Origin of the sequence: Prevotella sp. 10(H) (genome assembly GCF_000711235.1) — a bacterium.
Taxonomy (GTDB): domain Bacteria; phylum Bacteroidota; class Bacteroidia; order Bacteroidales; family Dysgonomonadaceae; genus Dysgonomonas.
Genome location: NZ_JOMI01000007.1, coordinates 16,392 through 40,651 on the forward strand (window position 1 = coordinate 16,392; position 24,260 = coordinate 40,651).

The window sequence follows — 24,260 nt, forward strand, 5'->3', positions numbered from 1 at the left end:
AATTTTCTCATTTGACGACATCATCCGCATTCTTATCTTTCTTGTTGTCGAGGTAGTAGATGTGGTATTCAGCTTTTTCTTTGGCCGTTTTCAGGCTGTCGAGCTGAAGCATCATCGTTGATAACTGAAAAGATTTTGAAATAGCGGATTTTGTAGTTTGTGACAAGGTATATGTATATTTCCCTTGTCCTTCAAGCGTTACACTTAAAGGAATATTTGTATTTGTGAATATAAATTTAGCCATCCCGTTTTCGTTCGCCCCCGCAAAACGAATAATTTCGTATTCTTTACCCATGTTCGAGAATCTGTAATTCAGACCGTCGTCATTTACCGGTAGTGATTGTACAAAAGAGCCGTCCTTGGCTGATATTTTTATCTGATTATGCTTTTGTTTCGATCCCGTAAAGACACTCTCAATGTATAAGACTCCGTCTTCGCCTACACCCGAGCGAAGCATTGTTCCTGTAATAACACCCCCTGTTACACTTTCCTTGGGAATATATGATCCTGTTTCCTGATATTGCTTGTTTCTCTGATAAGAAAAAAGGGATTTCATTTTTTCCAGTGTCGGCTGATATGCCGCTACCAAAGAATCGCATTCGGTGATTGTCTGCATATTTTCACCTCTTCTTATCGTGTCCAGAAAAGCCAGTCCGGCACGAATCTGATCAAATGCTTTAGGATATAATATTTTCAGGCTGTCTATTTCCTGCTTTGCCAGTTGGTATTCTTTATTGGCATAGAAAGCGCGGGCTGAGTCTAAACGCAGCTTGGCTCCATCATCTTTTGGCCCGCATGCAAGTAAAAAGACAAAGAGAAACACCATTGTATTTCTAAAATAATTCTGCATAGGATGTACTCTAATGTTATTTAGAGAAAATATTCTGGGTAATCTTTTGTAATTGTGCACCAAATTACAAATTATTTTGATTTTCGCAGAATTATTCTCTAATAATTTATATTTATGTTATTAAAAATACATCAAAAAAACTATTATTCCTATACATTTAACACCAAAAAAGGAGAAATGTTTTTTATGTAACAGTTATTTCTTTTCTAAGGTATACTTTTATGGGTAATGAAATTGTATATGTATTTATTATCTTTGCAACTTCAATAAATAGAGGCTTTCTCATTGAAAATGATATACGACAACGATTCTGAAATAGAAAAAGAACTGGTACAGAAATTTTCCGGTAAAATATTCGAAACAATTTCCCGTGTGGCCGATAATATGCAGCTCGAATGTTATGCAATCGGGGGATATGTACGAGATATATTCCTGCACCGCCCGTCGAAAGATATAGATATTGTAACGGTAGGCAAGGGTATAGAACTAGCTAAGGCTGTCGCTAAGGAGCTGGGGCCTAAAGTAAGCCTTTCGGTTTTTAAGAATTTTGGTACGGCACAAATCAAATTTAAAGATACTGAGATAGAATTTGTTGGTGCCCGTCGCGAATCTTATCAACGCGATTCCCGCAAACCGGTAGTAGAAGACGGTACACTGGAGGACGATCAGAACCGCCGTGATTTTACAATCAATGCCTTAGCTGTCTGTCTCAATAAAGAGCGGTTCGGCGAACTTTTAGACCCGTTCGGAGGATTGCAGGATATGGCGAATCTTATTATCCGTACACCTCTCGACCCGGATATTACTTTTAGTGACGACCCGTTGCGTATGATGCGGGCTATCCGTTTCTCTTCTCAATTGGGTTTCGATATAGAGGCGGATACATTCGATGCAATCACCCGGAATAAAGACCGTATTGCTATCATCTCTTCTGAACGTATTATAGATGAACTCAACAAAATAGTATTGTCCCCGAAGCCGTCTGTCGGATTTTTACAATTAGACCAGACTGGTTTGCTTTCGATTATATTTCCCGAGTTGGTCGCCCTTAAAGGTGCTGAAACAAAAGAAGGCATAGGGCATAAGGATAATTTTTATCATACGCTCATCGTGCTGGATAATATTGCCCTGAAAACAGATAATCTGTGGCTTCGTTGGGCGGCAATCCTTCACGATATTGCCAAGCCTGCGACGAAACGCTTCGATAAAAAGCTGGGCTGGACATTCCACAATCATAACTTTATCGGAGAGAAAATGGTTCCGGGCATATTCCGCAGGATGAAACTGCCGATGAATGAGAAAATGAAGTATGTACAAAAAATGGTAGGGCTTCATATGCGCCCTCAGGTACTAGTCGATGAAGATATTACCGACTCGGCTGTGCGTCGTCTCCTTTTCGAAGCAGGTGATGATATAGACGATTTGATGACCCTTTGTCAGGCTGATATAACATCTAAAAATCCGGAGAAAGTCCGCCGTTATCTGCGAAATTTTGAAATCGTCCGCGAAAAACTAAAAGATATAGAGGAAAAAGACCATGTCCGTAACTTTCAGCCGCCGATTGGAGGGGAAGAAATTATGGAAATATTCGGACTTACGCCGGGTGTAGAAGTAGGCAGGTTGAAATCATCTATCAAAGATGCTATTTTGGACGGTGCTATTGCTAATGAGTATGATGCGGCTTATAAATACCTGATAGATAAGGCTAAAAAAATAGGTTTGGAACCGAAATCAAAGTAAATTTTATGTATTATTGTGGATTTATATGTAGATTTGCCTCTTTATTAGGAGAACAATATCAATTAAATCTAAGAGACAATACTATGAGAACAATTACTTTTATTCTGACATTGTTGTTATTGACAGCATGCAGTTCATCCAAACAAACGGCTAAAAAAGGATGGGGAACATACGGAAGCCCTAAAGTGGAACAGGAATTATTGAACGATCAGACTTTCGTCGTAGATGTATACAGCGAAGATCCTACATATGGATATACTGAAGAAAATCCGATAATGGTAGGCAGTGCCGGAGGAAGCGGGCCATTGAATGAAAGGAGATTCCTGAATGCATTGATGGGGCCGGATGGTGAACCGATAACATATACCAGAATAGGCAGTTGTTGCAACTTCAAGACAAAAAATGGTTTGTTTGACGATGGCGGACTTCTCGATAAATACAGCGTTATGCATAAAGGCCTTGAAAAAGAAGTTATTCTATATATAAATATGTACGACTCGGATGTACTAAAGATTCCGGTTGGTTTTAAAAAGAAAAAGTGAATATGACGATAAAATCAATTATAGTTGCAGCAGACGAAAACAATGCGATCGGCAAGGATAACAACCTGCTTTGCCATCTGCCTAACGATTTGAAATATTTCAAAAAGGTTACAGATGGGCATCCTGTTATCATGGGGCGTAAGACTTTCGAATCGTTACCAAAAGGCGCTTTGCCTAACAGAAGAAATATTGTAATAACTCGGAATAGGGAATTGCAATTCGACCGTTGTGAAATGGTTTCTTCACTTGCCGAAGCTATAAAGTTATGCGAAGGAGAACCTGAGATTTTCTTCATCGGTGGCGGGAGTATATACAAAGAAGCTATGAGGATTGCCAATAAACTATACCTTACCCGTATACACCATATATTTGAAGGTGCAGATACTTTTTTTCCACAGGTTGATTCTTTAACATGGAAAGAAGTCGCAAGGGAAGATCATCAGACCGATGAGAAGCACAAGTATGCATATAGTTTTATAACTTTCGAGAAAATAAAACGTTAATATCCTTGCTTATATTAAATAAACATCCTATTTTTGCAACCCGAAACTGAGGAAAGAAATAATAACAGAAAATACATACAGCGATGAAAAGAACTTTTCAACCATCAAACAGAAAGAGAAAAAATAAACATGGTTTTCGCTCAAGAATGGCTACTGCAAACGGACGCAGAGTGCTTGCAGCACGCAGGGCCAAAGGAAGAGCTAAACTTTCAGTTTCTGACGAATACAGCAAATAATAGTTTATAAAAAACATTTTGCTTAAGCATACAGAGTAGGAATTAGTATTAATTCTTACTTTTGTTGTTTATAGACCATTGGTATGACATTGAACTGGTTCGATATAGTTGTTGTGATTCTTATACTGGTAACGCTGGTGAAAGGTTTTTTCTCGGGATTGGTGATGCAGATCGCTTCTCTTGCAGGGATTATACTTGGGGCTATCTTTGCCGGAAAGCTTTCGGAATATATCGCTCCATGGCTGATCTCATTTATCGATGGTTCGCCACATATTATCGGGCCGTTATCTTACATCATAGCTTTTATCATTATCCTGATTGCCTTGTTTTTTGCCGGAAAGCTGGTGAATAAATTTGTGGATGCTTTACAGATGTCGACACTCAATAGGCTGGCTGGAGCCATATTTTGCGCAGCTAAATGGCTTGTTGTCTTTAGTATACTGCTAAATCTTTTGGTTGAATTCGATCAGGATAAGAAAATAATAAAAGAGGATATTCGTGAAAATTCTCACACATATCCCCTTGTAACCGAAATAGCAAAGACTGTAATTCCTTATCTCCGTTTCGACTGGATCAATTAGTCTTCTTTGCTGTATATTTTTCGATTGCTTCTACCAATTTGCTTTTGGATACCAATCCTACAATTCTGTCTACTTCTTTTCCGTCTTTATATACAACAATAGTTGGCAATCCCTGAATTCCCTTGTCGATAGAAAATTTTTTATAATTGTCTACATTTAATTTGCCCACTTTCAGAGAGCTCTTATACTCTTTAGAAAGTTCATCCAATATAGGAGCCATACGGCGGCAAGGACCGCACCATGCAGCCCAGAAATCTACAAAGACAAGGCCTTTTGCAGTTTCACTATCGTAGTTTGCGGCCGAGAGGGTAACAATCAGGTTTTTGTCTTTCGGTTCATCCTCGGTAGCTGCAAAAAGAGAGTTGCTGCTTAGTATAAACAGGGATAATACTATACTTAAAAATGGAAATAATATTCTGTTATTCATCTATCTAACTGTTTTATATTAATAATTAAGGTACAAATATAATAGGTAGAATCAATTAAAATGCATGCGTTATGACTATTTATTAATTTTTTGAGTTAATAATATCTCAAAATCAATTAATTTTGTGTTTCATCTCAAATTTCAGAAATGGATCGCGAACCACTTATACTGGATTTAGATAAAATACTGGAAGAAAAGGCTCCGAAAATTTATAACAAGATACCGCGCTTTGTTATAAATTATCTGAAACGTAAGATTCATATCGATGAATTGAACGAGATACTGAGAATATATGCAGACAGGGAAGGGGTAGACTTTATGACTTCGGTAGTAGGCTATTTCAATCTGACCCTAAATGTAGAAGGCCTCGACGATATACCGAAAGACGGACGTTTTATTTTCGCATCCAATCATCCTTTAGGTGGCCTCGATGGTATCTGTCTTTCTGCTGTGATTGGTGAGAAATATGATAAGAAGATAAAATATGTAGTGAACGATGTGTTATATTTTATCAGGAACCTGCAACCTATATTTCTACCTGTAAATAAATACGGGCGTCAGTCAAAACAGGCTACCGTCACACTTAATGAAGCCTACGAGTCGGACGACCAGATAATAACTTTTCCTGCTGGCATTTGTTCGCGCAGAGAAAAAGGTAGAATATACGACTTGCAGTGGCAGAAAAATTTTATATTGAAGGCGATCGAATCTAAAAGAGATATTGTACCTGTCTATTTTGATGGGAAAAATTCAAATTTCTTTTATAGATTTGCAAATATAAGAAAGAAGCTTGGCATAAAATTCAATATAGAATTGATCTTTCTGCCTGATGAAATGTTTAAGAATAAGAATAATGAATTTTCAATTATATTCGGAGAGCCTATTCCCTATACATTTTTTGACGATTCAAGAAATGCATCTCAATGGGCGGAATATGTAAAGGAAAAATCATATAACTTAGCGAAATCAAAAAGGTAACAAATGGAAGCCATTATAGCACCGGTAGATAAAAACCTTCTCAGGGCCGAATTGACAAAGGACAAGCGTCTTAGGCATACCAATAAGGCCAATAACGAAATATATATAGTGACGCATCACAATTCGCCGAATGTGATGCTGGAGATTGGTCGCCTACGGGAAATCGCGTTCCGCTATTATGGAGGAGGTACCGGAAAATCTACTGATATCGATGAATACGATACCATGGATAACCCATATAAACAGCTGATTGTATGGAATCCTGATGCAGAGGAGATTATAGGTGGCTATCGCTTTATTTGCGGGCCCGATATCTGTTTCGATGACAACGGGGAGCCGATACTGGCTACATCGCATTTGTTTCACTTCTCTAAGAAGTTTATAAAGGAATATCTGCCCTATACATTCGAGCTAGGAAGGTCGTTTGTAACACTGGAATATCAGTCTACTCTTGCCGGATCGAAAGGCATCTTTGCGCTGGATAATCTGTGGGACGGATTAGGTGCCTTATCAGTTGCCGACCCGTCGATGAAATATTTTTTCGGGAAAGTGACTATGTACGATACATACAATACACAGGCACGCGATATGATACTGTATTTTCTCAGTAAATATTTCCCTGACCCTGACAGGCTGGTATGGCCTAAGCAGGCGCTTCATATAGAAACAGAGGAGAAAAAACTTATACGCTTATTCGATGAAGATACATTTAAAGCCGATTATAAGATATTGAACACTTCGGTTCGCAAACTCGGACTGAACATACCACCTTTGGTAAATGCTTACATGAGTCTTTCGCCACAGATGAAGGTATTCGGTACTGCGGTTAACGATACTTTCGGAAACGTGGAAGAGACAGGGATTCTCATCAATGTAGATGAAATACTGGAAGAAAAGAAGAAGAGGCATATCGAATCGTATCTGAGAGATAAGCCTTCGAAGCGATTCCTTAAAAGACTGCGCCAGATGATAAACTGGAGCTGGTCGAAGTACGATGATAAACCAAAAACAAAAAAGAAAAATGAAGGCTTTTTTACAATCTCCCGTAGGAGTAATAGAACTAGAAGAAACTGACGGTTATATATCAGCATTGAGGGTAATTTCACAAATGCCGGAACAACAAAGTGCGTCAACACCGGTATTGGATGAAGCGGTAAAACAATTGAATGAATACTTTGCAGGCACACGAAAAGATTTCGACCTTCCATTGAAACAGGCAGGCACTCCATTTCAGCAAAAGGCATGGGAATATCTTTCCACAATACCATATGGCGAAACCGTATCATATAAGGCAGAGGCATCGAGTATCGGTTCACCTAACGGATGCCGTGCTGTAGGCTCTGCAAACGGGAAGAATAATATTGCTATTATCGTGCCTTGCCACCGAGTGGTAAATGAAGGAGGATCACTGGGCGGATATGCCTACGGTCTGGAAATGAAAAAGAAGCTGCTCGATCTGGAAAGCCGGCAAAAAAGCTTGTTTTAATGCTCGACTTATCTAAGTACAACATAATACTGGCATCTAATTCGCCCCGAAGAAAAGAACTGCTTTCGGGGCTGGATGTCAGTTATGAAATCAAAACACTTCCAGATATAGATGAATCCTACCCTGAAAGTCTGCAGGGGGAAGAGATAGCGATATACATATCGAAAGAAAAGGCGGAGGCATACAAAGATCATCTTAAAGAAAATACGCTACTTATTACTGCCGATACAATCGTTTTACTTGAGGGTAAAGTATACGGCAAGCCTGTCGATGAAGATGAGGCTAAACAGATGCTGCGTGACTTATCCGGCAAAACTCATCTTGTAGTTACGGGAGTCTGTATTACAACAAGCGAAAAGCAACAGGCTTTCGGTGTTTCATCTGAAGTCAGGTTTGCTAAGCTTGAAGAAGACGAAATTGAATATTATGTAAACAAATACAAACCACTGGATAAAGCCGGAGCATACGGTGTGCAGGAATGGATAGGTTATATTGCGGTAGAATATATATCCGGTTCTTATTTTAATATAATGGGTCTGCCCATACAACGTTTATATCAGGAATTGAAAAAGTTCTGACAATCAATATTTTTTTCGTCCGAAAATGCGTTAAAGAATAAAAGACTTATCTTTATTGCATGAAAATAGTTGAGAACAATAGGGTACTGTTGCGCTATATCTTTATTATGGTGGCTATTGTAATAGCTTTCGGTTCTCTTATTGTTTCACATTTTCTGGTAAAAGACCTTTCCAAAGAAGAACGTAATAAGATAGAGATATGGGCTGAAGCCACCAAAGAAATGGCCAGTAATACCGAGAATCAGAATATGAATCTGATAGTGCATATCCTCAATAGTAATACGACTATCCCAGTCATATTATACGACAAAAAGGATAATTTCTATACTTCTGCAAATATAGAATTATCGGGAACAGATGATCAGGAATTCTTGAAACAAAAAGTGAAAAGCTTCGAAAAGAAGCATCCGGCTATTGTTATTGATGTTGAAGATTTCGACCAGTATGTTTATTACGATGATTCTTATACATTAAAACGGCTGCAATTGTATCCATATATTCAGATGGGTGTACTTATAATATTTATGATTACGGCATTCTTTGCATTATTTACTACCATGAAGATGGAGCAAGACCGTCTTTGGGTCGGCTTATCGAAAGAAACGGCACACCAATTGGGCACACCTATTTCGTCCCTTCTGGCATGGCTGGAATATCTGAAACTTAAAGAGGCCGATTCTTCGATAGTCGGCGATATGGAGAAAGATGTGAACCGCCTGCAAATGATTACAGACCGTTTTTCAAAAATCGGTTCCGCACCTTCGTTAGAGAAGAAAGACCTGAATGAAATTGTAAGGCAGTCGATCATATACCTTGAAAAACGTATATCGAAAAAAGTAATATTTGAACTAAGGTTGTTATCAGAACCGGTTTATGTTAATGTAAACGAACCGTTGTTAAGCTGGGTAATAGAGAACCTGACGAAAAACGCAGTGGATGCGATGAGCGGACAGGGAAAAATAATATATACTTTATCAGCCAAAGGAAAGATGATAAGCCTCGACATTTTGGATACGGGGAAAGGAATACCTAAGTCGAAATTTAAATCTATATTTAATCCGGGCTATACGACTAAAGCCAGAGGGTGGGGACTTGGACTATCTTTGGCTAAACGTATTATAGAATCGTATCACAAAGGCAGGATATATGTAAAATCATCGGAAGTGGGTATTGGCACAACTTTCTGTATTGAGTTAAAAAGGGCTAATTAACATCCTCTGTATAGCTTGTACCCTGATATAACCGGATTATTTTCTTATTTTTGTGACTATTCGTTTTTATTTTAACAATTTAATACAATTTGATGACTAAATTTTCCAGAGCTTTTTGGGTCGCTAATTCTGTCGAATTATTAGAGCGACTGTCGTATTATGCGGTATTCATTTCATTAACTTTATATTTATCAAACGTTTGGGGCTTTTCGGATGTCGAAGGCGGTATTATTGCCGGGTGCTTTTCCGCTTTGCTCTATTTTCTGCCTACTTTCCTCGGTGCATATTCAGATAAAATAGGCTTCCGCAAGGCTATAATGACGGCTTTTGCACTTCTTACTATCGGTTATTTCGGCTTGGGGCTTATTCCAACTTTTCTTGAAAGTGCCGGACTGGTAAGCTATGGCGCTGGGAATGCAGTCGGCCTGAATCCCGACATGACAGAAATGAACGAAGGAGGTATTGTCGCCGTATTCCGTTCTTTCTTTAAAGCTATAGGAGTAGGGAATTTTGACAGGTTTACCGAGTTCACCGGGCTGAGAGAAAGTGTTCAACAATGGACTATCGTGCCTATTCTATTGTTGATAGTAGTCGGCGGCGCATTTATAAAATCCGTAATATCGGGAACTGTAGCTAAAGAAACGACCGCGGATACACGGGCAAGAGGATTTGCCATTTTCTATATGATGGTTAATATAGGGGCATTTACAGGCAAAACAGTTGTTGACCCGCTTCGTAAAAGTATAGGTGATCAAGGCTTAGTTTATCTGAATTATTTCTCGGCAACAATGACATTAGTTGCATTGATCGTTGTCTTCTTTATGTATCGTTCTACAAAGACGGAAGGACAGGGAAAAAGCTTATCGGAAATCTGGCAGGCACTGATAAAAGTCTGTAAGAACGGCCGTCTTGTGGCTCTCATACTTATTACCAGCGGTTTCTGGATAGTACAGCAACAGATGTATGCATCGATGCCGAAATATGTTATACGCATGGTAGGGCCGGATGCATCTCCGGGATGGATAGCCAATGTAAATCCTCTGGTAGTTTTCTTGTTGGTGAATTTGGTAACTACTATAATGAAGAAGCGTTCACCTTTGGCTTCGATAATGGTCGGGATGTTTATCATTCCTTTTTCGGCTTTACTGATGGCATTCGGTAATATGATGGGTAGTGATTTGATATCTGTCGGCGGCTTGTTTACGATTCATCCGGTTACGCTTATGCTGATTATTGGAATTGCTTTTCAGGCACTTGCCGAATGTTTTATTTCACCGCGCTTCCTCGAATATTTTTCCCTGCAATCGCCAAAAGGAGAAGAGGGGCTTTATCTCGGGTTCAGTCATCTCCATACATTTGTATCTTCACTGGTGAGCTTCATTGTTGCAGGATTTTTATTGGAAACATTCTGCCCCGATCCGTTATCGGAACGATTTGCCAATTCTACAAACTTTGCCGCCGATTATGCTGCGGCAACTGCAAATGCGCATTACCTATGGTATGTGTTCTTTGCTATAGGATTAGTGTCGGCTATTGCACTTGTCATATATGCAAAAGTCGTCAGGGATATAGATTCAAAGAAAGCTGCTGAAATAAAGATATAATCATAGATAGAAAGATTAATAAAGCTCCTAAACTCACAATTTTAGGGGCTTTTTTATTAAAAAATGTGATACCTTGTCATTTTCTTTGCATCTCACCGACTAACAGAGTAAGAGTTTAAGGATGACAGTTAAAACAGATATAGAAAAAGCATTTATTGAAATGGTTCGCGCCAATGAGCGGATCATTTACAAAGTATGCTCTTTTTATGTCTCAGATGAATTTCCTATTTCCGATTTATATCAGGAAGTTGTCTGTAATCTATGGACAGGTTACCAGCGTTTCCGCAATGAAAGTAAGATTTCAACATGGATATACCGTGTGGCTTTGAATACGTGTATATCGGGTATGAGAAAGGAAATGCGCCGCCCTAAGGGTAGTCCGGTTTCTATCTTGGAAGAATCGCTGGCCGAACCGGAGAATATGAATGAAAAGATAAAGGAAATGTATAGGCTGATTCATCAGCTGAATACTATAGAGCGCGCTATCATCCTGCTTTATCTGGAAGAAAAGTCATATCAGGAAATAGCTGAAATAACAGGACTGACGGTAACTAATGTGGGTACGAAGCTAAAGCGTACAAGAGAAAAACTCAAGCAGATGTCAAATCTTTAAGAATTACTGTTTATGGAATTGGATGAATTAAAAGATACATGGCATTCGTTGGACGAACGGCTGAAGAAGCAGGAAATGCTGAAGGAAAATATACTGAAGGAGATGCTGCATGCCAAGTCGGATAAGGCTTTGGGACGATTGATCAATTTCGAATTTCTGGGCATTATCCTTACTATAATAGTGATTCCGTTTATGATATTCCTTATTACTCAGGGATACCTCTATTTTATTTTGCAGCAGGTAATCGTTTATCTTGCTATTGGCTATTCTATTCTGGGTATAATTGCGCAGATAAGGAAAGTATATATGCTGATGAAAGTCGATTTTTCAAAGCCAGTCAGTAACAATATTGTACTGATACAGCGCTTTAATATACAAATACGGAGGGAGAAAATAGCTTCTTTTACTGTCATACCACTTATAGGTTTGTTTTTTGTCCTGCCTTATACTACTCTACAAATGGAGCTCTGGCGGTGGATAGCTGTTGTTGGAGTATTTGTAATCGTAATAATCCTTTCATACTGGCAGTATAAGAAGATATATGATAAGAATATCAGCCATATACTTAAAAGCTTGCAGGAGTTACGTGATTTGGAAGACGACGAAAAAGAGTAGACAGCTATATGATCTAATAAGAATTTTCGATAAAAAGGCTGTATTATTCAATATATCCTGTATTTTTACCGAATTATTACTAACACAACGAACTGACTATGGAAGGATTCCTTGTATTTCTATTGATTATAGTACTGATCAGCATATTCATAATTCCCATCATCTTACTGGTTAAAATGAGTTCTATCAGCCAAAATATCGATTATATAAGTCGTGATGTAAACAATCTGAATAAGAGGCTGACGGATTTACACAATCATACTGCTTCGGTAAAAGATCTTGATGTTATAATGGATGCGCTGGATGAAATAAATAATAAGAGTAAATACGCACCGGAATCACCTGTATTTCATAAGGAAACAGAAGACAAGCCCGTTACCATATCACCGGAAGAGATATTTAAAGAAGAAATTATTGCAGAAGCACCTGTACCGGAAACAATCGTAAAAGAACAGTCTCAACCGGAGATCAACGAACTAATCGAGCAGGAACCGGAGCCGATAGTTGAAGAAGTAATAGTAGAAGAAATTATTCCAGAATCTATTGTTGAAACTGTCATGGAAGAGAATATCGACGAACAACCACAAGAAGAATTAGCTTCTGAGTCAAACGATGAGCAAACGGCAGAAGAAGAAACTCCGCCGCCATTTGCAGCATTTGTTCGTAATGAAGAGGAAGAAAAAGTAACGGCAGAAATTCCACCAGTACAAGTTCCCCCTGTTTCTCCACCACCGCCAATCCATGTGGATGAAGAACCGGAAGATGAATATGAAGACAAGAACTTTATCGAAAAACTATTAGGTGACAACTGGTTGAGTAAGGTCGGAATTGTTACACTGGTACTGGGTATAGGTTTCTTTGTAAAGTATGCTATCGATCAGAACTGGATAAATGAAGTCGGCCGGGTAGGAATCGGTATCCTTACGGGAGGCATTATAATTGGTATCGCTCATAAGCTGAAATTGAAGTATCATGTGTTTTCGTCCATACTTGTCGGTGGAGGAATCTCGGTCTTTTATATCACAATAACATTAGCATTCAGGGAATATCAACTGTTTAATCAGACGATAGCATTTATTATACTCATTGCTATAACCATATTTTCAGTTATCCTTTCCTTGTATTACGACCGTAAAGAACTGGCAATATTCTCCCTTTTAGGAGGCTTTGCTTCACCATTAATGGTAAGTACGGGAACGGGCAACTATATCGTGCTCTTCTCATATATATTGATATTGAATTCGGGGATGCTGGTTGTGTCATTTGTTAAAAAATGGAGGGTAATAGGAATAATCAGCTATGTGCTTACCCTTATATTCTTCTGGACATGGACATTAAGATATTTCGAAAATCAGTTTATACCGGTAACAATATTTGCAGTACTCTTCTTCGTTCAGTTCTATTTGCTGGCTCTCTTCGATCATTTTAAAGCTGAAAGTAAGATTACCGCTTATCAGGCTTTTCTTATATTGACTAATAACTTGTCTGTATTTCTCGCCTGTATTTATGTTTTCGATAATTATGAATACGATGTCAGAGGACTTGTTACTATTGCTATTGCGGTAGTAAATGCTATCGTTATGCTGGCCTTGTTCAGACAGAGTAAAGTAGACCGCAACCTGATTTATATGATCATTGCCATGGTGATGACTTTTGTCAGTCTTGCTATCCCTATGCAGTTGCACGGGCATGTCATAACCATGTTCTGGGGGGCAGAAGTCGTTTTGCTATTATGGTTGTGGCAAATGTCGAATATAAAGGTATTCCGTGTCGGGTTCCTTGTTATTGCCGTGCTGACGTTGATTTCTTATGCAATGGATGTCAATCATAACTATATGTATGACGAAGCATTGCCTTTCTTTGTAAACAGGATATTCATAACGGGATTGGTTGTAATAGCCAGCTTTATCATCAATATGTTCCTTTTGAAGAAAGAAGATCCTGACTCCGATATTGAGCTGACGAAGTTCGATACGATATCTGTCGGAGCGGTTACCGGAGCATTTAAATTTGTGGTAGTTATTCTCACATATATTGTGCCGTATCTTGAACTGAATTATCAATTGGAACTTTATACAGATACAGGCATGATTTCGAGTTTCCGTTGTTTGGCGCTGGCAACTTACACTTCCGTTTACATTGCAGTATTGGGAGCTATTTACAGAAAGACTGTAGTAAACAAAGCCCATATTTTTATTCTGTTATTCTTCTCCGTTATCTTATACACGTTCGTTTATAGTTATCTGGCTATCGATCTGCGCTTCGATATTTTCAGTCTGAATGCATATGGTACAAGTTATTTCGTGGTGCACCTTATTTCTCTGCCGGCAATAGCTTACATTATCTTCTTGCTGGCCAGAAATGTGAAGGCTTTATCTGAAGACTGGTTCTCACCATTATGCTGGTCGTTGGTTATTATGTCTGTAGCAATAATGAGCATCGAACTTGATAATCTGGTTATACAACTGTTTGGAAATGTAGAGAATTACGAAGACTTATTATATGACGTCCATACGTTCGGATATCCTATACTTTGGGGTATTATCGCTATGGTGCTTATGGTTTGGGGGCTGAAAAGCAAAGAGGTGCTTCTGCGGAAGATCTCTCTGATTTTCTTTGGAGTAATCATTATCAAGTTCTATGCATATGATGTGTGGCGTATGTCACAGGCCGGACGTATAGTTTCATTTATCATGCTGGGGGTAATCCTATTACTGGTATCGTTTATGCAGCAGAAGATAAAGGTATTGGTTAAGGATGATAAGCCTTCAGTGGCGGAAGATCATACACAAGAACAGGAGTAAAAAAGAAGCCGATGAAAAAGTATTTATTTTTATCCTTTCTGATGCTTTTGTCACAGACGATATTAAGCCAGTCTATGTGGCAGGAAAGTATTGATTCTGTAGAGCAAAGCGGATACTATAATATCCAGCTCGGACAGAGGCTGATCGCAAAATCGCTGAATAGTAATTTCTCGGATTTGAGGATATTTGACAACAAAAACAAAGAGGTTCCGTATTTTGTGCGTGCGGCTAGTCCTGTACAGGAAATAAACAGCTTTGAAAACTATGTGTTAAAACAGAATCAGGTAAAAGACAGTCTCAATATTGTCATTGTTGATAATCAGAAAGCAGAGAATATCGATAGGTTTTACGTCGTTATACGCAGGGCTGATGTAAATAAATACGCTTCACTTAGAGGCAGCAATGATTTGAAGCAATGGTATATTGTTAGACAGAAGACAGGGGTTTCCGGATACGGAAATCCGGATGAAATACTCGTGCTCGATTTCCCACAAGGGAACTATCGCTATTATGAAATCACACTGGAAAATAATCAGAGTAGCCCGTTAGAGGTTATAAAAGTCGGGAAGATGAAGAATTCCAGTATATATGCACAGTTTTCAGAACTGGATTTAGGGACTTTCTCTCAAGTTGATAGTGCTGATAAGAAGACATATATCAGTTTTTCAAACACTATTGATACTTACCGCATTAATAAGTTGGAGTTCAATATAAGCAGTAAGACATATTATCTGCGTAGGGCGGTAATGTCGGATTCTTTATCTCATAGCCGTGCTGTATTTGACCTTTCGGCTAAGGGGAGCAATACTTTCTTTGTGAATGATTTTCTTTTCAGCAAGAATACATCTGTTGTGATCGAGAACCATAGCAATCCTCCGTTAAAGATAGATTCGGTCAGGGCATACGGGCTTAACCGCTATATTTGTGCATATTTGGAAGAAGGACAGCAATATACTATTCAGGTAGGCAATAATGGCAATGCTGCACCAAAGTATGATATCGAGTACTTTCAGAATGATATTCCGGCTGATCTGCCAGTTATTAAAACTAAAGGTTTTAAACGCATAGATATTCAGCAGGAATCGGATGTGAGACAGTTGTCATGGTTTGAGCGCCCCGTTTTTCTATGGACTGTAATCATCCTTATCGGCTTATTCCTCTTTTTCATATGTGTGAAAATGGTGAAAGAAATGGGCGCAAAGAAGCCGTAATTATCCACAAAAAAAGCAGAAAAGTTAATACTCTTTTCTGCCCTTAATCTTTCTAATGTAATTTTGATTACAATGCAGCTAAATCAGCACCGGCTTTAAACTTAACAGTTTTCTTAGCAGGGATGTTAATAACAGCTTTAGTTCTAGGGTTGATACCTTTTCTTGCAGCTTTCTGTGTTACAGAGAATGTTCCGAAGCCAACTAGGGCTACTTTACCACCTGCTTTTACTTCTCCTGTTACTGATTCGATAAAAGCTTCCAAAGCTTTTTTAGAATCTACTTTGCTCAAGCCTGATTTTTCAGCAATAGCATTGATGAGTTCTGTCTTGTTCATAATAAAATTTGTAATGATTAATTAAACATTATATAACTGAAATATACGTTTTACTCTACAACTAGTTCTAAGTTTCAAATATAAGTGTTTTATTTAATAATCATAAAAAAAAATAGGAAAAACTGACTGTAAATCGCAAAATATCTAAATGTAGACCCGATTTTGAATCAAAAGACAAAAAATATCTGTACTTTTGGGCTTTATTAAAACATATTTTTAGAAATCAGAATGAATCAAAATAATGCGGGTTTTATGAACTCTATCCCGTTGGTTACACGGAATTTACTCATTATAAATGTCCTCGTCTTTCTCGCAGATTCTCTATTATCGAAAGGTGGTGGTATGGTCAACTATCTCGGACTGCATTATTTCTCATCCGAGTTGTTTATGCCTCACCAGATAATAACCTGCATGTTTATGCACGGGGATATAAGCCATCTGTTCTTCAACATGTTTGCCGTATTCATGTTCGGTCGCGTGCTGGAAACTGTATGGGGGCCTAAGAAGTTCTTGCTATACTACATGCTTACTGGAATCGGAGCCTCATTGCTTCAGTTATTGGTTATGTATTTGCGGATACAAAGCATAGAGGCCGATATACCACCGGAATTGTTGCCCGAAATACTGGCAAAGGTTAAATCTGAAGGCCTCAGCTTGCTGATGAGTAACCGCAATTATGTTGATTCAACCCTAGGTGATCTGAATCTGCTGATTAACGGGGTGATGATCGGTGCTTCCGGTGCAGTTTTCGGCGTGTTAGTTGCGTTCGGGATGTTGTTTCCTAATGCTCAGCTGATGCTTTTGTTCCCGCCGATTCCAATCAAAGCCAAATGGTTTGTGATAGGGTATGGAGTTCTTGAATTATCTTTGGGACTTGTAAACCGTACGGGAGACAATGTCGCCCATTTTGCTCATCTGGGAGGATTGCTTACTGGTGTCTTAATATTGCTTTACTGGCGAAAGAAAGGATTTTTTACGAATGGGAATATACTCAAATAATATAAAGCCGATACTGCAGCGCAAGGATATACTCATACGGCTCATCGTCATCAATGTGAGTATATTCCTCATATTGGTCGTTGCCAATGTAACCAAGCTTTTTAATGTCGATATCACCGATCTGCTGGTGGATTATGTGGCTATACCTGCACGTCTGGATTTATTGGCCGAGCGTTTCTGGACTCCGTTGACATATATGTTTGTTCATGAGAACTTTCTCCATATATTGTTCAATATGCTGATGCTATACTGGTTCGGGCAGATATTCCTTTCTTATTTCAATCCGAAGAGCCTGGGAAGCCTTTATATTCTCGGTGGATTGGCAGGTGCTGCTCTTTTCGTCCTAACCTTTAATACAATCCCAATGTTCGTGCAGATGAATAATGCACCTATGATCGGTGCATCGGCATCTGTTATGGCTATCATATTTGCTGCTGCATTTTACCGGCCCGATACAGAAGTAGTACTGTTTATTTTTGGCCGGATAAAGATCATATACATTGCACTCGTTATCTTTGTCCTCGATTTCGTCGGGCTGACAAGTACTGGCAATCCGGGAGGGCACATCGCACATATTGGCGGGGCATTAATGGGTTACTTATATGCAAAGCAGTATCTGAAAGGGAAGGATATTACCCGGTGGCTCAACAAAGTCATCGATTCGGTCGTTAATCTTTTCAAGCCTAAATCAAAGGAAAAGATGAAGGTGAAATATAAGAAAAGAGAGAACGATTACAACTATAACCAACGTAAGAATACCGAGACGGAAGAAATAGACCGTATTCTGGACAAGCTTAAAGCTTCAGGTTACAACAGCCTGAGTAAGGAAGAAAAAAAACGATTGTTCGATGCCAGCAACAAGTAAACTCTTAGGAAATAAGATAGGCAAGGTGATAAAATACACCGTCTTTGCCACCAATATAATCGCAATCCTGTTTTTGCTTTCATCCTTACTTGCATGGAATATCGTTCCATCCAAAATGACTATTATAGCATATCTGGGATTAGCTTTCCCCATCATCCTATTTATTAATATCGGCTATCTCATCCTATGGACTGTGTTTTGGCGATGGAAGTACGCTTTAGTACAGTTAGTAGTCATCCTTGCCTGCTGGCAACCTATATCCACTTGTTTTCCCGTACACTTCGAAACCAGTGCAAAAAACTTACCAGAGAACAGAATCAAAGTCCTTACCTATAATGTCCGTGGCTTCAATTGGCTGAGAGGGGATAAAGCCCGCAGTAATCCGATGTGGGAATATATAACCCATAGCAATGCTGACATAATATGCTTTCAGGAGTTTGTTGTGTCGGAAACAAAAGGGAAGAATATGATTATCTCCGAAAGTGAATTGAATGGCATAATGAAAGATTATCCTTACCGTTCTATTATTGAGTTGGGTAGGCCACGGAAGAGTAAGAGATCATATAAATACGGTATTGCATGTTATTCAAAATTTCCCATAACCGAATCGCTGAAAGTCCCGATAGAGAGTACCTATAATGGCTCCGGTTTATTCACATTGGAAATACAAGGACGGAAAGTCACCTTAGTGGTAAACCATCTTGAATCTAACAGGCTTACTTCCGAAGATAAAAAACTGTACAAGGATTTCCTTAAGACCCGTGACCGGGAATCTTTCGATGAAATGGCTAACACCCTACAGACCCGACTAGGTGCAGCTTATGAAATACGGGAAGCGCAAGCAAATATGATAAGGGCTTTCATGGATAAGCAGGAAGCCGATGCTACCATTGTTTGCGGCGACTTCAATGATACGCCTATTTCATATGCTTATCATACGATAAAGGGAGATGATCTGGTCGATTCATATGCTAATTCAGGATTCGGGCAGGGTATTACCTACCATGAAAACTATTTTCTGGTGCGAATCGACTTCATCCTGCATTCCAAAGCTTTTGAGTCCTATAACTGTACGGTCGACAAGGTCAAGTTCTCAGACCACTATCCCGTATGGACTTATCTCGCTTTTAAATAGCGTTCCGATATTACTTTTTCTCCAGTAATACAACATTCTCCACATGATGCGTATGCGGGAACATGTCTACAGGCTGTACCTTCACCACTCTGTACTTTTCATCCAACAGCGACAAGTCTCTTGCCTGCGTGGCCGGATTGCAACTGACATACACAATTCTTAGAGGCTCGGCAAATAAGATAGAATTAATCACATCATCGTGCATGCCTGCCCGCGGCGGGTCGGTAATAATCACATCAGGACGTCCATGCTCATTGATAAACTCCTGTGTAAGTATATCCTTCATATCTCCGGCATAGAATAGTGTATTATCTATAGTATTGTTCTGCGAGTTGAATTTCGCATCCTCGATAGCTTCTTCTACATATTCTATTCCGACTACCTTTTTGGCCTGACGGGCTACAAAATTGGCTATTGTTCCTGTACCGGTGTATAAATCATATACCAGTTCGTTTCCAGTCAATTGTGCAAAGTTACGTGTTATTTTATACAGGTTATACGCCTGTTCGCTGTTTGTCTGATAAAATGATTTAGGGCCTATCTTAAATTTCAGTCCTTCCATTTCTTCATATATGAAGTCGTTTCCTTTCCATGTCAATACCTCTTGGTCGGTAATCGTATCATTCGCTTTCTGATTGATAATATATAGCAAGGCAGTGATCTGCGGAAACTGATTCGCAACAGCTTTCAGTAAGTCTTCCCTTTGTTCTTTTTCATCATCATAGAATACAACAATTGCCATTAATTCACCTGTAGAAGAAGTGCGGATGATGAGATTACGCATCAGTCCGCCCCTGTTTCTCAGGTCGAAGAAAGTATATCCTTTATCGAAGCAATACTGACGGATAAAGTTTCGTATCCGGTTCGAAATATCATCCTGCAGCCAGCATTTATTTATATCCAGTACTTTGTCGAACATACCCGGAATATGGAAGCCCAGTGCATTCATATTATCAAAGCTTTCGCCCGAATGTATCTGCTCCAATGTAAGCCATTTCTTGTTCGAAAATGTATATTCCAGCTTGTTACGGTAGAATTCTGTCTTATCCGAACCGAGGATAGGCGATATCTCCGGTAGTTCCACTTTCCCTATACGGGTCAGATTGTCCACCACCTGCTTGTGCTTGAATTTTAATTGCTCAGTATAGGGTAAAATCTGCCATTTACATCCGCCGCAGATTCCGAAGTGTTCGCAAAAGGCCTCTGTCCTGTCAGCAGAATAGGAGATGAAGCGCACAGGCTTACCCTCTGCATACTTGTTTTTCTTGCGTGTTATCTGCAGGTCGATAAGATCTCCCGGTACTACATAAGGAATAAATACGACCATATCGTTGACTTTGGCTATGGCCTTTCCTTCGGCAGCAATATCTATGACTGTTACATTTTCTATAAGTGGCAGTTCTTTTTTCTTTCGGCTCATTGATGTTTTTTTAGTGTCGGAATCGGCTGCAAAGATAGTTATTTTAGTTATGAATTGTAAGTTATGACTTATGAGTTTAACTGTTGAGAAAATAGGATAAGGTTGTTCACATAAATTAACTATATAATGTTAAAAAGTAACAAAAGTAACGGAATTAAGCTATTAGATGATAGCTTTAGCCATTAGCTTTTTTTATCTTCAATTTCTTATTTGCATATATTAACTATGTTTAGTTAAAAGGTAACAAAAGTAACGATTTTATAGCTAATAGCTGATAGCTTTTAGCCGTTAGCATAAGATGTTCTGATCTCTCGCAAAGACGCTAAGTCGCAAAAAGTAACAGGAACTAATTAATAATTAAAAATAAACAATTAATAATCCCGTAACTTTGTAACTGCCCGCAGGACGAAGTAACTTGTAACTGCTATATCATTTCAAAGAACTAACAGCTAAAGGCTAAAAGCTATTTCTATATAGATAAACGTTCAATCATAATATCCTACTTTCTCTTTGATTATTTACAGTTTATATAAGCCTTGTCGCTACTTTTTTGTAATTTTGCGTGCTTATTAAACACGCTTAATATAAAAGTCACTATATGAAGATTGAAACTAAATTACAAGAAGCTGTAATAAAGGCTATTGAAACTCTATATACACAAAATATCCCTGCGGAACAGGCGGTATTACAAAAGACAAAGAAAGAATTTGAAGGACATCTTACGCTTGTCGTATTTCCCTTTCTGAAAATATCCAGGAAAGGACCAGAGCAGACTGCACAGGAAATAGGGGAATGGCTGGTAGCTAATACACCGGAGGTAACCCGCTTTAATGTAATAAAAGGATTTCTCAACCTGACAGTGGCGACATCATGCTGGCTCAAGCAATTGAATACGGTACATTCTACTGAGAATTACGGTATCCACAAGGTTGAAAAAGATGCTCCGTTGGCTATGGTGGAATATTCTTCCCCGAATACAAACAAACCTCTGCATTTGGGACATGTCCGCAATAATTTGCTGGGTTTTGCTCTCTCGGAAGTGTTGCAGGCAAACGGCAAACGGGTATTGAAAACCAATATAGTTAACGACCGCGGTATCCATATCTGTAAATCCATGCTGGCGTGGCAGAAGTGGGGAAATGGCGAAACTCCCGAATCGAGCGGTAAAAAAGGTGATCATCTGGTAGGCGATTATTATGTACTATTCGATAAGCATTATAAAGCCGAATTAGCCGAACTACAGGCAAAAGGACTATCGAAAGAAGAAGCAGAAGCGCAATCTGTATTTATGGCTGAGGCTCGCGAAATGCTCCGCAAGTGGGAGGCAGGAGACGCCGATACTGTTGAATTGTGGAAAATGATGAATTCATGGGTATATGCCGGCTTCGACGAGACATACAAGAAACTCGGTGTTGACTTCGATGAAATATATTACGAATCGGAAACTTATCTCGACGGTAAGGAAACAGTGCTCGACGGATTGAAAAGAGGAGTCTTTTATCAAAAGGAGGACGGTTCGGTATGGGCAGACCTTACAGCTGAAGGCTTAGACCATAAACTCTTGCTGCGTAGCGACGGCACATCTGTCTATATGACTCAGGATATTGGTACCGCTCAGCAACGTTTCAAAAAGCATCGCGACCTGAATGAGATGATTTATGTAGTAGGAAACGAACAGAATTACCATTTTCAGGTATTGTCCATTGTTTTGGATAAACTAGGCTATGAATTTGGAAAAGGTCTTGTGCATTTCTCATACGGTATGGTGGAGTTGCCGGAGGGCAAAATGAAATCACGCGAAGGCACGGTTGTAGATGCCGACGACCTGATTGAAGAAATGGTTTCCACAGCCAAAGTCACTTCCGAAGAATTAGGCAAACTCGACGGAGCCACCGAAGACGAAGCCAATAATATTGCCCGCATAGTAGGTATGGGTGCACTGAAATACTTTATCTTGAAGGTCGACCCTAAAAAGAATATGACCTTCAATCCGAAGGAATCGATAGACTTCAACGGAAATACTGGGCCGTTTATTCAATATACTTATGCACGTATCCAGTCCGTTATCCGCAAGGCGAATGAGCAGGGCTTATCTATCCCGTCATCGTTGCCGACCGATACAGAACTGACCGTAAAAGAAGAAAACCTTATACAGCTGCTTGTCGATTACGATGCTGTGGTGAAGCAGGCAGGAGATGAATACAATCCGGCGCTGATAGCTAATTATATATACGATTTAGTAAAAGAATACAACCAGTTCTACCACGATTATACAATACTGAAAGAAGAAAATCCGGCATTGAAAAATTTCCGCCTTGTGCTGTCGCAAGAGGTAGGAAAGATAGTAAAAAGCGGTATGTCGTTGCTTGGCATCGAAGTGCCTGACAGAATGTAGGAATTATTCCGGTTCTTTTCCGCCTGATTCATCCGTCCCAAGTTGTTCATTCAGCTTGGGAATATTATTTAGCCTTTCTATAAGGTCGCTTCTGTAAGCCATTATGTGTAAAGCAAGCTCCGAACGGCTCCTTGACGGGAGTAGTTCGTGTGCAATATTTATCCATTTAACGGCGTTCTCTACATCGTCGAGACATTCGTTGGCTAAAGCAATATTGGATGCCAGGCGTATTTGTTTATTTTTTTTGCTTTCTTCAAACAGCTTGCCCCATATTTCGGCTGCTTCTTTCCATTTACTTTCAGCTGCATATTGCGCTGCCTGCTTCATCTCCGAAGAATTATCCGTATAGTACCATCTCTGAGCCGGTTTCCATGAAGGCACAAAATTGCTCGTAAGTTTATCTGCACCTACCATAGACATCTCTGACAAAAGGTCGTTTATCTCGCCCACATCTTTATATTTGCGACTCCAGTTTCCCTGCACTTCCCTGAATAAGCTATCGATTACGCCTAAAGGCTTAGAATATTCTGTTCCGTCTTTAGAATAAATATTCACGATTGCCCCTAGTTTTGCCCCCAGAATGCTCATATTTGTAAAATATGCCAACTGTTCGTTTTCCACCTGCGCGGCTATACCGAATATATCGAGTGATAGCAGGGCGTCCGCATCTGTTTCTTCGCAAATAGATTGTATCTTCATTGCCGACAGGGGAACAACATCTTCGCCTGTTCCTTCATAAGTTTTCTCATGATAAAGAGATACATTATTGAAGTATTTCTCTTCGCTCATGTATTTTTGTAACGATTGCAGGAATATAGTCCGTGCACTGTCCAGCGAGAGAATAGACTGCCCGGTGTTATTAGTCTCATCCTCATTTTCTTCCTCCGTATCAGAAGTATTATCTACAATCACCACATTGACTACTTCGGGAGGAAACGAAACAAAAGCCGGCTGGCGAACATCTATTGTCAGATAGTTGGTCGATGCACATGATGCGAACAGGCAAGCAAGTATAATCGAGTAAATCAGATATTTCATAACACGTTCATTTAGACTTTTTCTACTTCTAAATTGTAAATCATCTTCCTGACTTTTCTTATTCTGAACAACAGAAACTAAGAATGGTTCAAACA

General features: G+C 39.2%; 24 protein-coding genes. 19 read left to right on the forward strand and 5 right to left on the reverse strand.

Annotated elements, in window-relative coordinates; all coding sequences use genetic code 11:
* Positions 1-7: 7 nt before the first annotated feature.
* Entirely contained in the window at positions 8-850 is an 843-nt protein-coding gene (locus K348_RS0111635; protein ID WP_029905123.1) for a hypothetical protein, read from the reverse strand.
* A gap of 291 nt (positions 851-1,141) precedes the next feature.
* On the opposite strand from K348_RS0111635, the gene K348_RS0111640 reads away from it, so the two are divergent.
* The 5 genes from K348_RS0111640 (at position 1,142) to K348_RS0111660 (ending at position 4,452) form a co-directional block, all read left to right on the forward strand.
* Positions 1,142-2,590, forward strand: coding sequence for a CCA tRNA nucleotidyltransferase (locus K348_RS0111640; RefSeq protein ID WP_029905124.1), 1,449 nt, complete (start codon positions 1,142-1,144; stop codon positions 2,588-2,590).
* An 83-nt stretch (positions 2,591-2,673) separates the two neighbouring features.
* Positions 2,674-3,132, forward strand: coding sequence for a hypothetical protein (locus K348_RS0111645; protein ID WP_029905125.1), 459 nt, complete (start codon positions 2,674-2,676; stop codon positions 3,130-3,132).
* A 2-nt stretch (positions 3,133-3,134) separates the two neighbouring features.
* Positions 3,135-3,635 (forward strand): dihydrofolate reductase, encoded by a 501-nt coding sequence (locus K348_RS0111650; RefSeq protein WP_029905126.1) that lies wholly within the window; start codon positions 3,135-3,137, stop codon positions 3,633-3,635.
* 83 nt (positions 3,636-3,718) lie between these two features.
* Entirely contained in the window at positions 3,719-3,871 is a 153-nt protein-coding gene (rpmH, locus tag K348_RS19045; protein WP_081852563.1) for a 50S ribosomal protein L34, read from the forward strand.
* Between the two features lie 83 nt (positions 3,872-3,954).
* Entirely contained in the window at positions 3,955-4,452 is a 498-nt protein-coding gene (locus K348_RS0111660; RefSeq protein WP_029905127.1) for a CvpA family protein, read from the forward strand.
* Here the strand turns inward: K348_RS0111660 and trxA are convergent.
* Positions 4,445-4,879 (reverse strand): thioredoxin, encoded by a 435-nt coding sequence (gene trxA, locus K348_RS0111665; RefSeq protein WP_029905128.1) that lies wholly within the window; start codon positions 4,877-4,879, stop codon positions 4,445-4,447. The genes K348_RS0111660 and trxA overlap by 8 nt on opposite strands.
* A gap of 147 nt (positions 4,880-5,026) precedes the next feature.
* Between trxA and K348_RS0111670 the strand changes: the two genes are divergently transcribed.
* The 10 genes from K348_RS0111670 to K348_RS0111715 all read left to right on the forward strand — a co-directional run bounded on the left by K348_RS0111670 (position 5,027) and on the right by K348_RS0111715 (position 15,979).
* The gene (locus K348_RS0111670; RefSeq protein ID WP_029905129.1) at positions 5,027-5,857 is read left to right on the forward strand and encodes a 1-acyl-sn-glycerol-3-phosphate acyltransferase; all 831 of its coding nucleotides are present in this window, start codon (positions 5,027-5,029) and stop codon (positions 5,855-5,857) included.
* A 3-nt stretch (positions 5,858-5,860) separates the two neighbouring features.
* Positions 5,861-6,931 carry a GNAT family N-acetyltransferase gene (locus K348_RS0111675; RefSeq protein WP_029905130.1) on the forward strand — a complete coding sequence of 357 codons (1,071 nt, stop codon included), beginning with the start codon at positions 5,861-5,863 and terminating at the stop codon, positions 6,929-6,931.
* Positions 6,879-7,343, forward strand: a complete 465-nt coding sequence (locus K348_RS0111680) for a methylated-DNA--[protein]-cysteine S-methyltransferase (protein ID WP_029905131.1) — start codon at positions 6,879-6,881, stop codon at positions 7,341-7,343. The genes K348_RS0111675 and K348_RS0111680 overlap by 53 nt, the downstream gene beginning before the upstream one ends.
* Positions 7,343-7,921 carry a Maf-like protein gene (locus K348_RS0111685; protein WP_029905132.1) on the forward strand — a complete coding sequence of 193 codons (579 nt, stop codon included), beginning with the start codon at positions 7,343-7,345 and terminating at the stop codon, positions 7,919-7,921. The genes K348_RS0111680 and K348_RS0111685 overlap by 1 nt, the downstream gene beginning before the upstream one ends.
* Positions 7,922-7,980: 59 nt before the next feature.
* Positions 7,981-9,132 (forward strand): HAMP domain-containing sensor histidine kinase, encoded by a 1,152-nt coding sequence (locus K348_RS0111690; protein WP_029905133.1) that lies wholly within the window; start codon positions 7,981-7,983, stop codon positions 9,130-9,132.
* A gap of 92 nt (positions 9,133-9,224) precedes the next feature.
* On the forward strand, positions 9,225-10,736 hold the full coding sequence (locus K348_RS0111695) for a permease (protein WP_029905134.1): 1,512 nt from the start codon (positions 9,225-9,227) through the stop codon (positions 10,734-10,736).
* A gap of 121 nt (positions 10,737-10,857) precedes the next feature.
* Positions 10,858-11,349, forward strand: a complete 492-nt coding sequence (locus K348_RS0111700; RefSeq protein ID WP_029905135.1) for an RNA polymerase sigma factor — start codon at positions 10,858-10,860, stop codon at positions 11,347-11,349.
* 12 nt (positions 11,350-11,361) lie between these two features.
* A complete protein-coding gene (locus tag K348_RS0111705; RefSeq protein WP_029905136.1) occupies positions 11,362-11,964 on the forward strand; it encodes a hypothetical protein in 603 nt (200 codons plus the stop codon).
* A gap of 98 nt (positions 11,965-12,062) precedes the next feature.
* Positions 12,063-14,768: a DUF2339 domain-containing protein gene (locus tag K348_RS0111710; protein WP_029905137.1), complete on the forward strand. Its 2,706-nt coding sequence runs from the start codon at positions 12,063-12,065 to the stop codon at positions 14,766-14,768.
* Between the two features lie 11 nt (positions 14,769-14,779).
* Positions 14,780-15,979 (forward strand): hypothetical protein, encoded by a 1,200-nt coding sequence (locus K348_RS0111715; RefSeq protein WP_029905138.1) that lies wholly within the window; start codon positions 14,780-14,782, stop codon positions 15,977-15,979.
* 67 nt (positions 15,980-16,046) lie between these two features.
* Here K348_RS0111715 and K348_RS0111720 read toward each other — a convergent pair whose 3' ends face one another.
* Positions 16,047-16,313, reverse strand: coding sequence for an HU family DNA-binding protein (locus tag K348_RS0111720; RefSeq protein ID WP_006801109.1), 267 nt, complete (start codon positions 16,311-16,313; stop codon positions 16,047-16,049).
* Positions 16,314-16,541: 228 nt separating this feature from the next.
* On the opposite strand from K348_RS0111720, the gene K348_RS0111725 reads away from it, so the two are divergent.
* The 3 genes from K348_RS0111725 to K348_RS0111735 are packed head-to-tail and all read left to right on the forward strand — an operon-like array spanning position 16,542 to position 19,312.
* Positions 16,542-17,312, forward strand: a complete 771-nt coding sequence (locus K348_RS0111725; RefSeq protein ID WP_029905139.1) for a rhomboid family intramembrane serine protease — start codon at positions 16,542-16,544, stop codon at positions 17,310-17,312.
* Complete coding sequence (locus K348_RS0111730; RefSeq protein WP_029905140.1) at positions 17,293-18,177, forward strand: rhomboid family intramembrane serine protease; 885 nt, start codon at positions 17,293-17,295, stop codon at positions 18,175-18,177. The genes K348_RS0111725 and K348_RS0111730 overlap by 20 nt, the downstream gene beginning before the upstream one ends.
* Complete coding sequence (locus tag K348_RS0111735) at positions 18,161-19,312, forward strand: endonuclease/exonuclease/phosphatase family protein (protein ID WP_029905141.1); 1,152 nt, start codon at positions 18,161-18,163, stop codon at positions 19,310-19,312. Before K348_RS0111730 ends, K348_RS0111735 begins: the two co-directional genes overlap by 17 nt.
* A gap of 10 nt (positions 19,313-19,322) precedes the next feature.
* Here the strand turns inward: K348_RS0111735 and rlmD are convergent, their stop codons facing one another.
* Entirely contained in the window at positions 19,323-20,732 is a 1,410-nt protein-coding gene (gene rlmD, locus K348_RS0111740; RefSeq protein WP_029905142.1) for a 23S rRNA (uracil(1939)-C(5))-methyltransferase RlmD, read from the reverse strand.
* A gap of 598 nt (positions 20,733-21,330) precedes the next feature.
* On the opposite strand from rlmD, the gene argS reads away from it, so the two are divergent.
* Positions 21,331-23,127: an arginine--tRNA ligase gene (argS, locus tag K348_RS0111745; RefSeq protein ID WP_029905143.1), complete on the forward strand. Its 1,797-nt coding sequence runs from the start codon at positions 21,331-21,333 to the stop codon at positions 23,125-23,127.
* 3 nt (positions 23,128-23,130) lie between these two features.
* Here the strand turns inward: argS and K348_RS0111750 are convergent, their stop codons facing one another.
* Entirely contained in the window at positions 23,131-24,165 is a 1,035-nt protein-coding gene (locus K348_RS0111750; protein WP_029905144.1) for a DUF6340 family protein, read from the reverse strand.
* Positions 24,166-24,260 lie beyond the last annotated feature (95 nt).

What these genes read in the sequence shown, in the direction of transcription:
- K348_RS0111635 (WP_029905123.1), bottom strand. Translation starts at nt 850, where the DNA reads ATGCAGAATTATTTTAGAAATACAATGGTGTTTCTCTTTGTCTTTTTA.
- K348_RS0111640 (WP_029905124.1), top strand. Translation starts at nt 1,142, where the DNA reads ATGATATACGACAACGATTCTGAAATAGAAAAAGAACTGGTACAGAAA.
- K348_RS0111645 (WP_029905125.1), top strand. Translation starts at nt 2,674, where the DNA reads ATGAGAACAATTACTTTTATTCTGACATTGTTGTTATTGACAGCATGC.
- K348_RS0111650 (WP_029905126.1), top strand. Translation starts at nt 3,135, where the DNA reads ATGACGATAAAATCAATTATAGTTGCAGCAGACGAAAACAATGCGATC.
- rpmH (WP_081852563.1), top strand. Translation starts at nt 3,719, where the DNA reads ATGAAAAGAACTTTTCAACCATCAAACAGAAAGAGAAAAAATAAACAT.
- K348_RS0111660 (WP_029905127.1), top strand. Translation starts at nt 3,955, where the DNA reads ATGACATTGAACTGGTTCGATATAGTTGTTGTGATTCTTATACTGGTA.
- trxA (WP_029905128.1), bottom strand. Translation starts at nt 4,879, where the DNA reads ATGAATAACAGAATATTATTTCCATTTTTAAGTATAGTATTATCCCTG.
- K348_RS0111670 (WP_029905129.1), top strand. Translation starts at nt 5,027, where the DNA reads ATGGATCGCGAACCACTTATACTGGATTTAGATAAAATACTGGAAGAA.
- K348_RS0111675 (WP_029905130.1), top strand. Translation starts at nt 5,861, where the DNA reads ATGGAAGCCATTATAGCACCGGTAGATAAAAACCTTCTCAGGGCCGAA.
- K348_RS0111680 (WP_029905131.1), top strand. Translation starts at nt 6,879, where the DNA reads ATGAAGGCTTTTTTACAATCTCCCGTAGGAGTAATAGAACTAGAAGAA.
- K348_RS0111685 (WP_029905132.1), top strand. Translation starts at nt 7,343, where the DNA reads ATGCTCGACTTATCTAAGTACAACATAATACTGGCATCTAATTCGCCC.
- K348_RS0111690 (WP_029905133.1), top strand. Translation starts at nt 7,981, where the DNA reads ATGAAAATAGTTGAGAACAATAGGGTACTGTTGCGCTATATCTTTATT.
- K348_RS0111695 (WP_029905134.1), top strand. Translation starts at nt 9,225, where the DNA reads ATGACTAAATTTTCCAGAGCTTTTTGGGTCGCTAATTCTGTCGAATTA.
- K348_RS0111700 (WP_029905135.1), top strand. Translation starts at nt 10,858, where the DNA reads ATGACAGTTAAAACAGATATAGAAAAAGCATTTATTGAAATGGTTCGC.
- K348_RS0111705 (WP_029905136.1), top strand. Translation starts at nt 11,362, where the DNA reads ATGGAATTGGATGAATTAAAAGATACATGGCATTCGTTGGACGAACGG.
- K348_RS0111710 (WP_029905137.1), top strand. Translation starts at nt 12,063, where the DNA reads ATGGAAGGATTCCTTGTATTTCTATTGATTATAGTACTGATCAGCATA.
- K348_RS0111715 (WP_029905138.1), top strand. Translation starts at nt 14,780, where the DNA reads ATGAAAAAGTATTTATTTTTATCCTTTCTGATGCTTTTGTCACAGACG.
- K348_RS0111720 (WP_006801109.1), bottom strand. Translation starts at nt 16,313, where the DNA reads ATGAACAAGACAGAACTCATCAATGCTATTGCTGAAAAATCAGGCTTG.
- K348_RS0111725 (WP_029905139.1), top strand. Translation starts at nt 16,542, where the DNA reads ATGAATCAAAATAATGCGGGTTTTATGAACTCTATCCCGTTGGTTACA.
- K348_RS0111730 (WP_029905140.1), top strand. Translation starts at nt 17,293, where the DNA reads ATGGGAATATACTCAAATAATATAAAGCCGATACTGCAGCGCAAGGAT.
- K348_RS0111735 (WP_029905141.1), top strand. Translation starts at nt 18,161, where the DNA reads ATGCCAGCAACAAGTAAACTCTTAGGAAATAAGATAGGCAAGGTGATA.
- rlmD (WP_029905142.1), bottom strand. Translation starts at nt 20,732, where the DNA reads ATGAGCCGAAAGAAAAAAGAACTGCCACTTATAGAAAATGTAACAGTC.
- argS (WP_029905143.1), top strand. Translation starts at nt 21,331, where the DNA reads ATGAAGATTGAAACTAAATTACAAGAAGCTGTAATAAAGGCTATTGAA.
- K348_RS0111750 (WP_029905144.1), bottom strand. Translation starts at nt 24,165, where the DNA reads ATGAAATATCTGATTTACTCGATTATACTTGCTTGCCTGTTCGCATCA.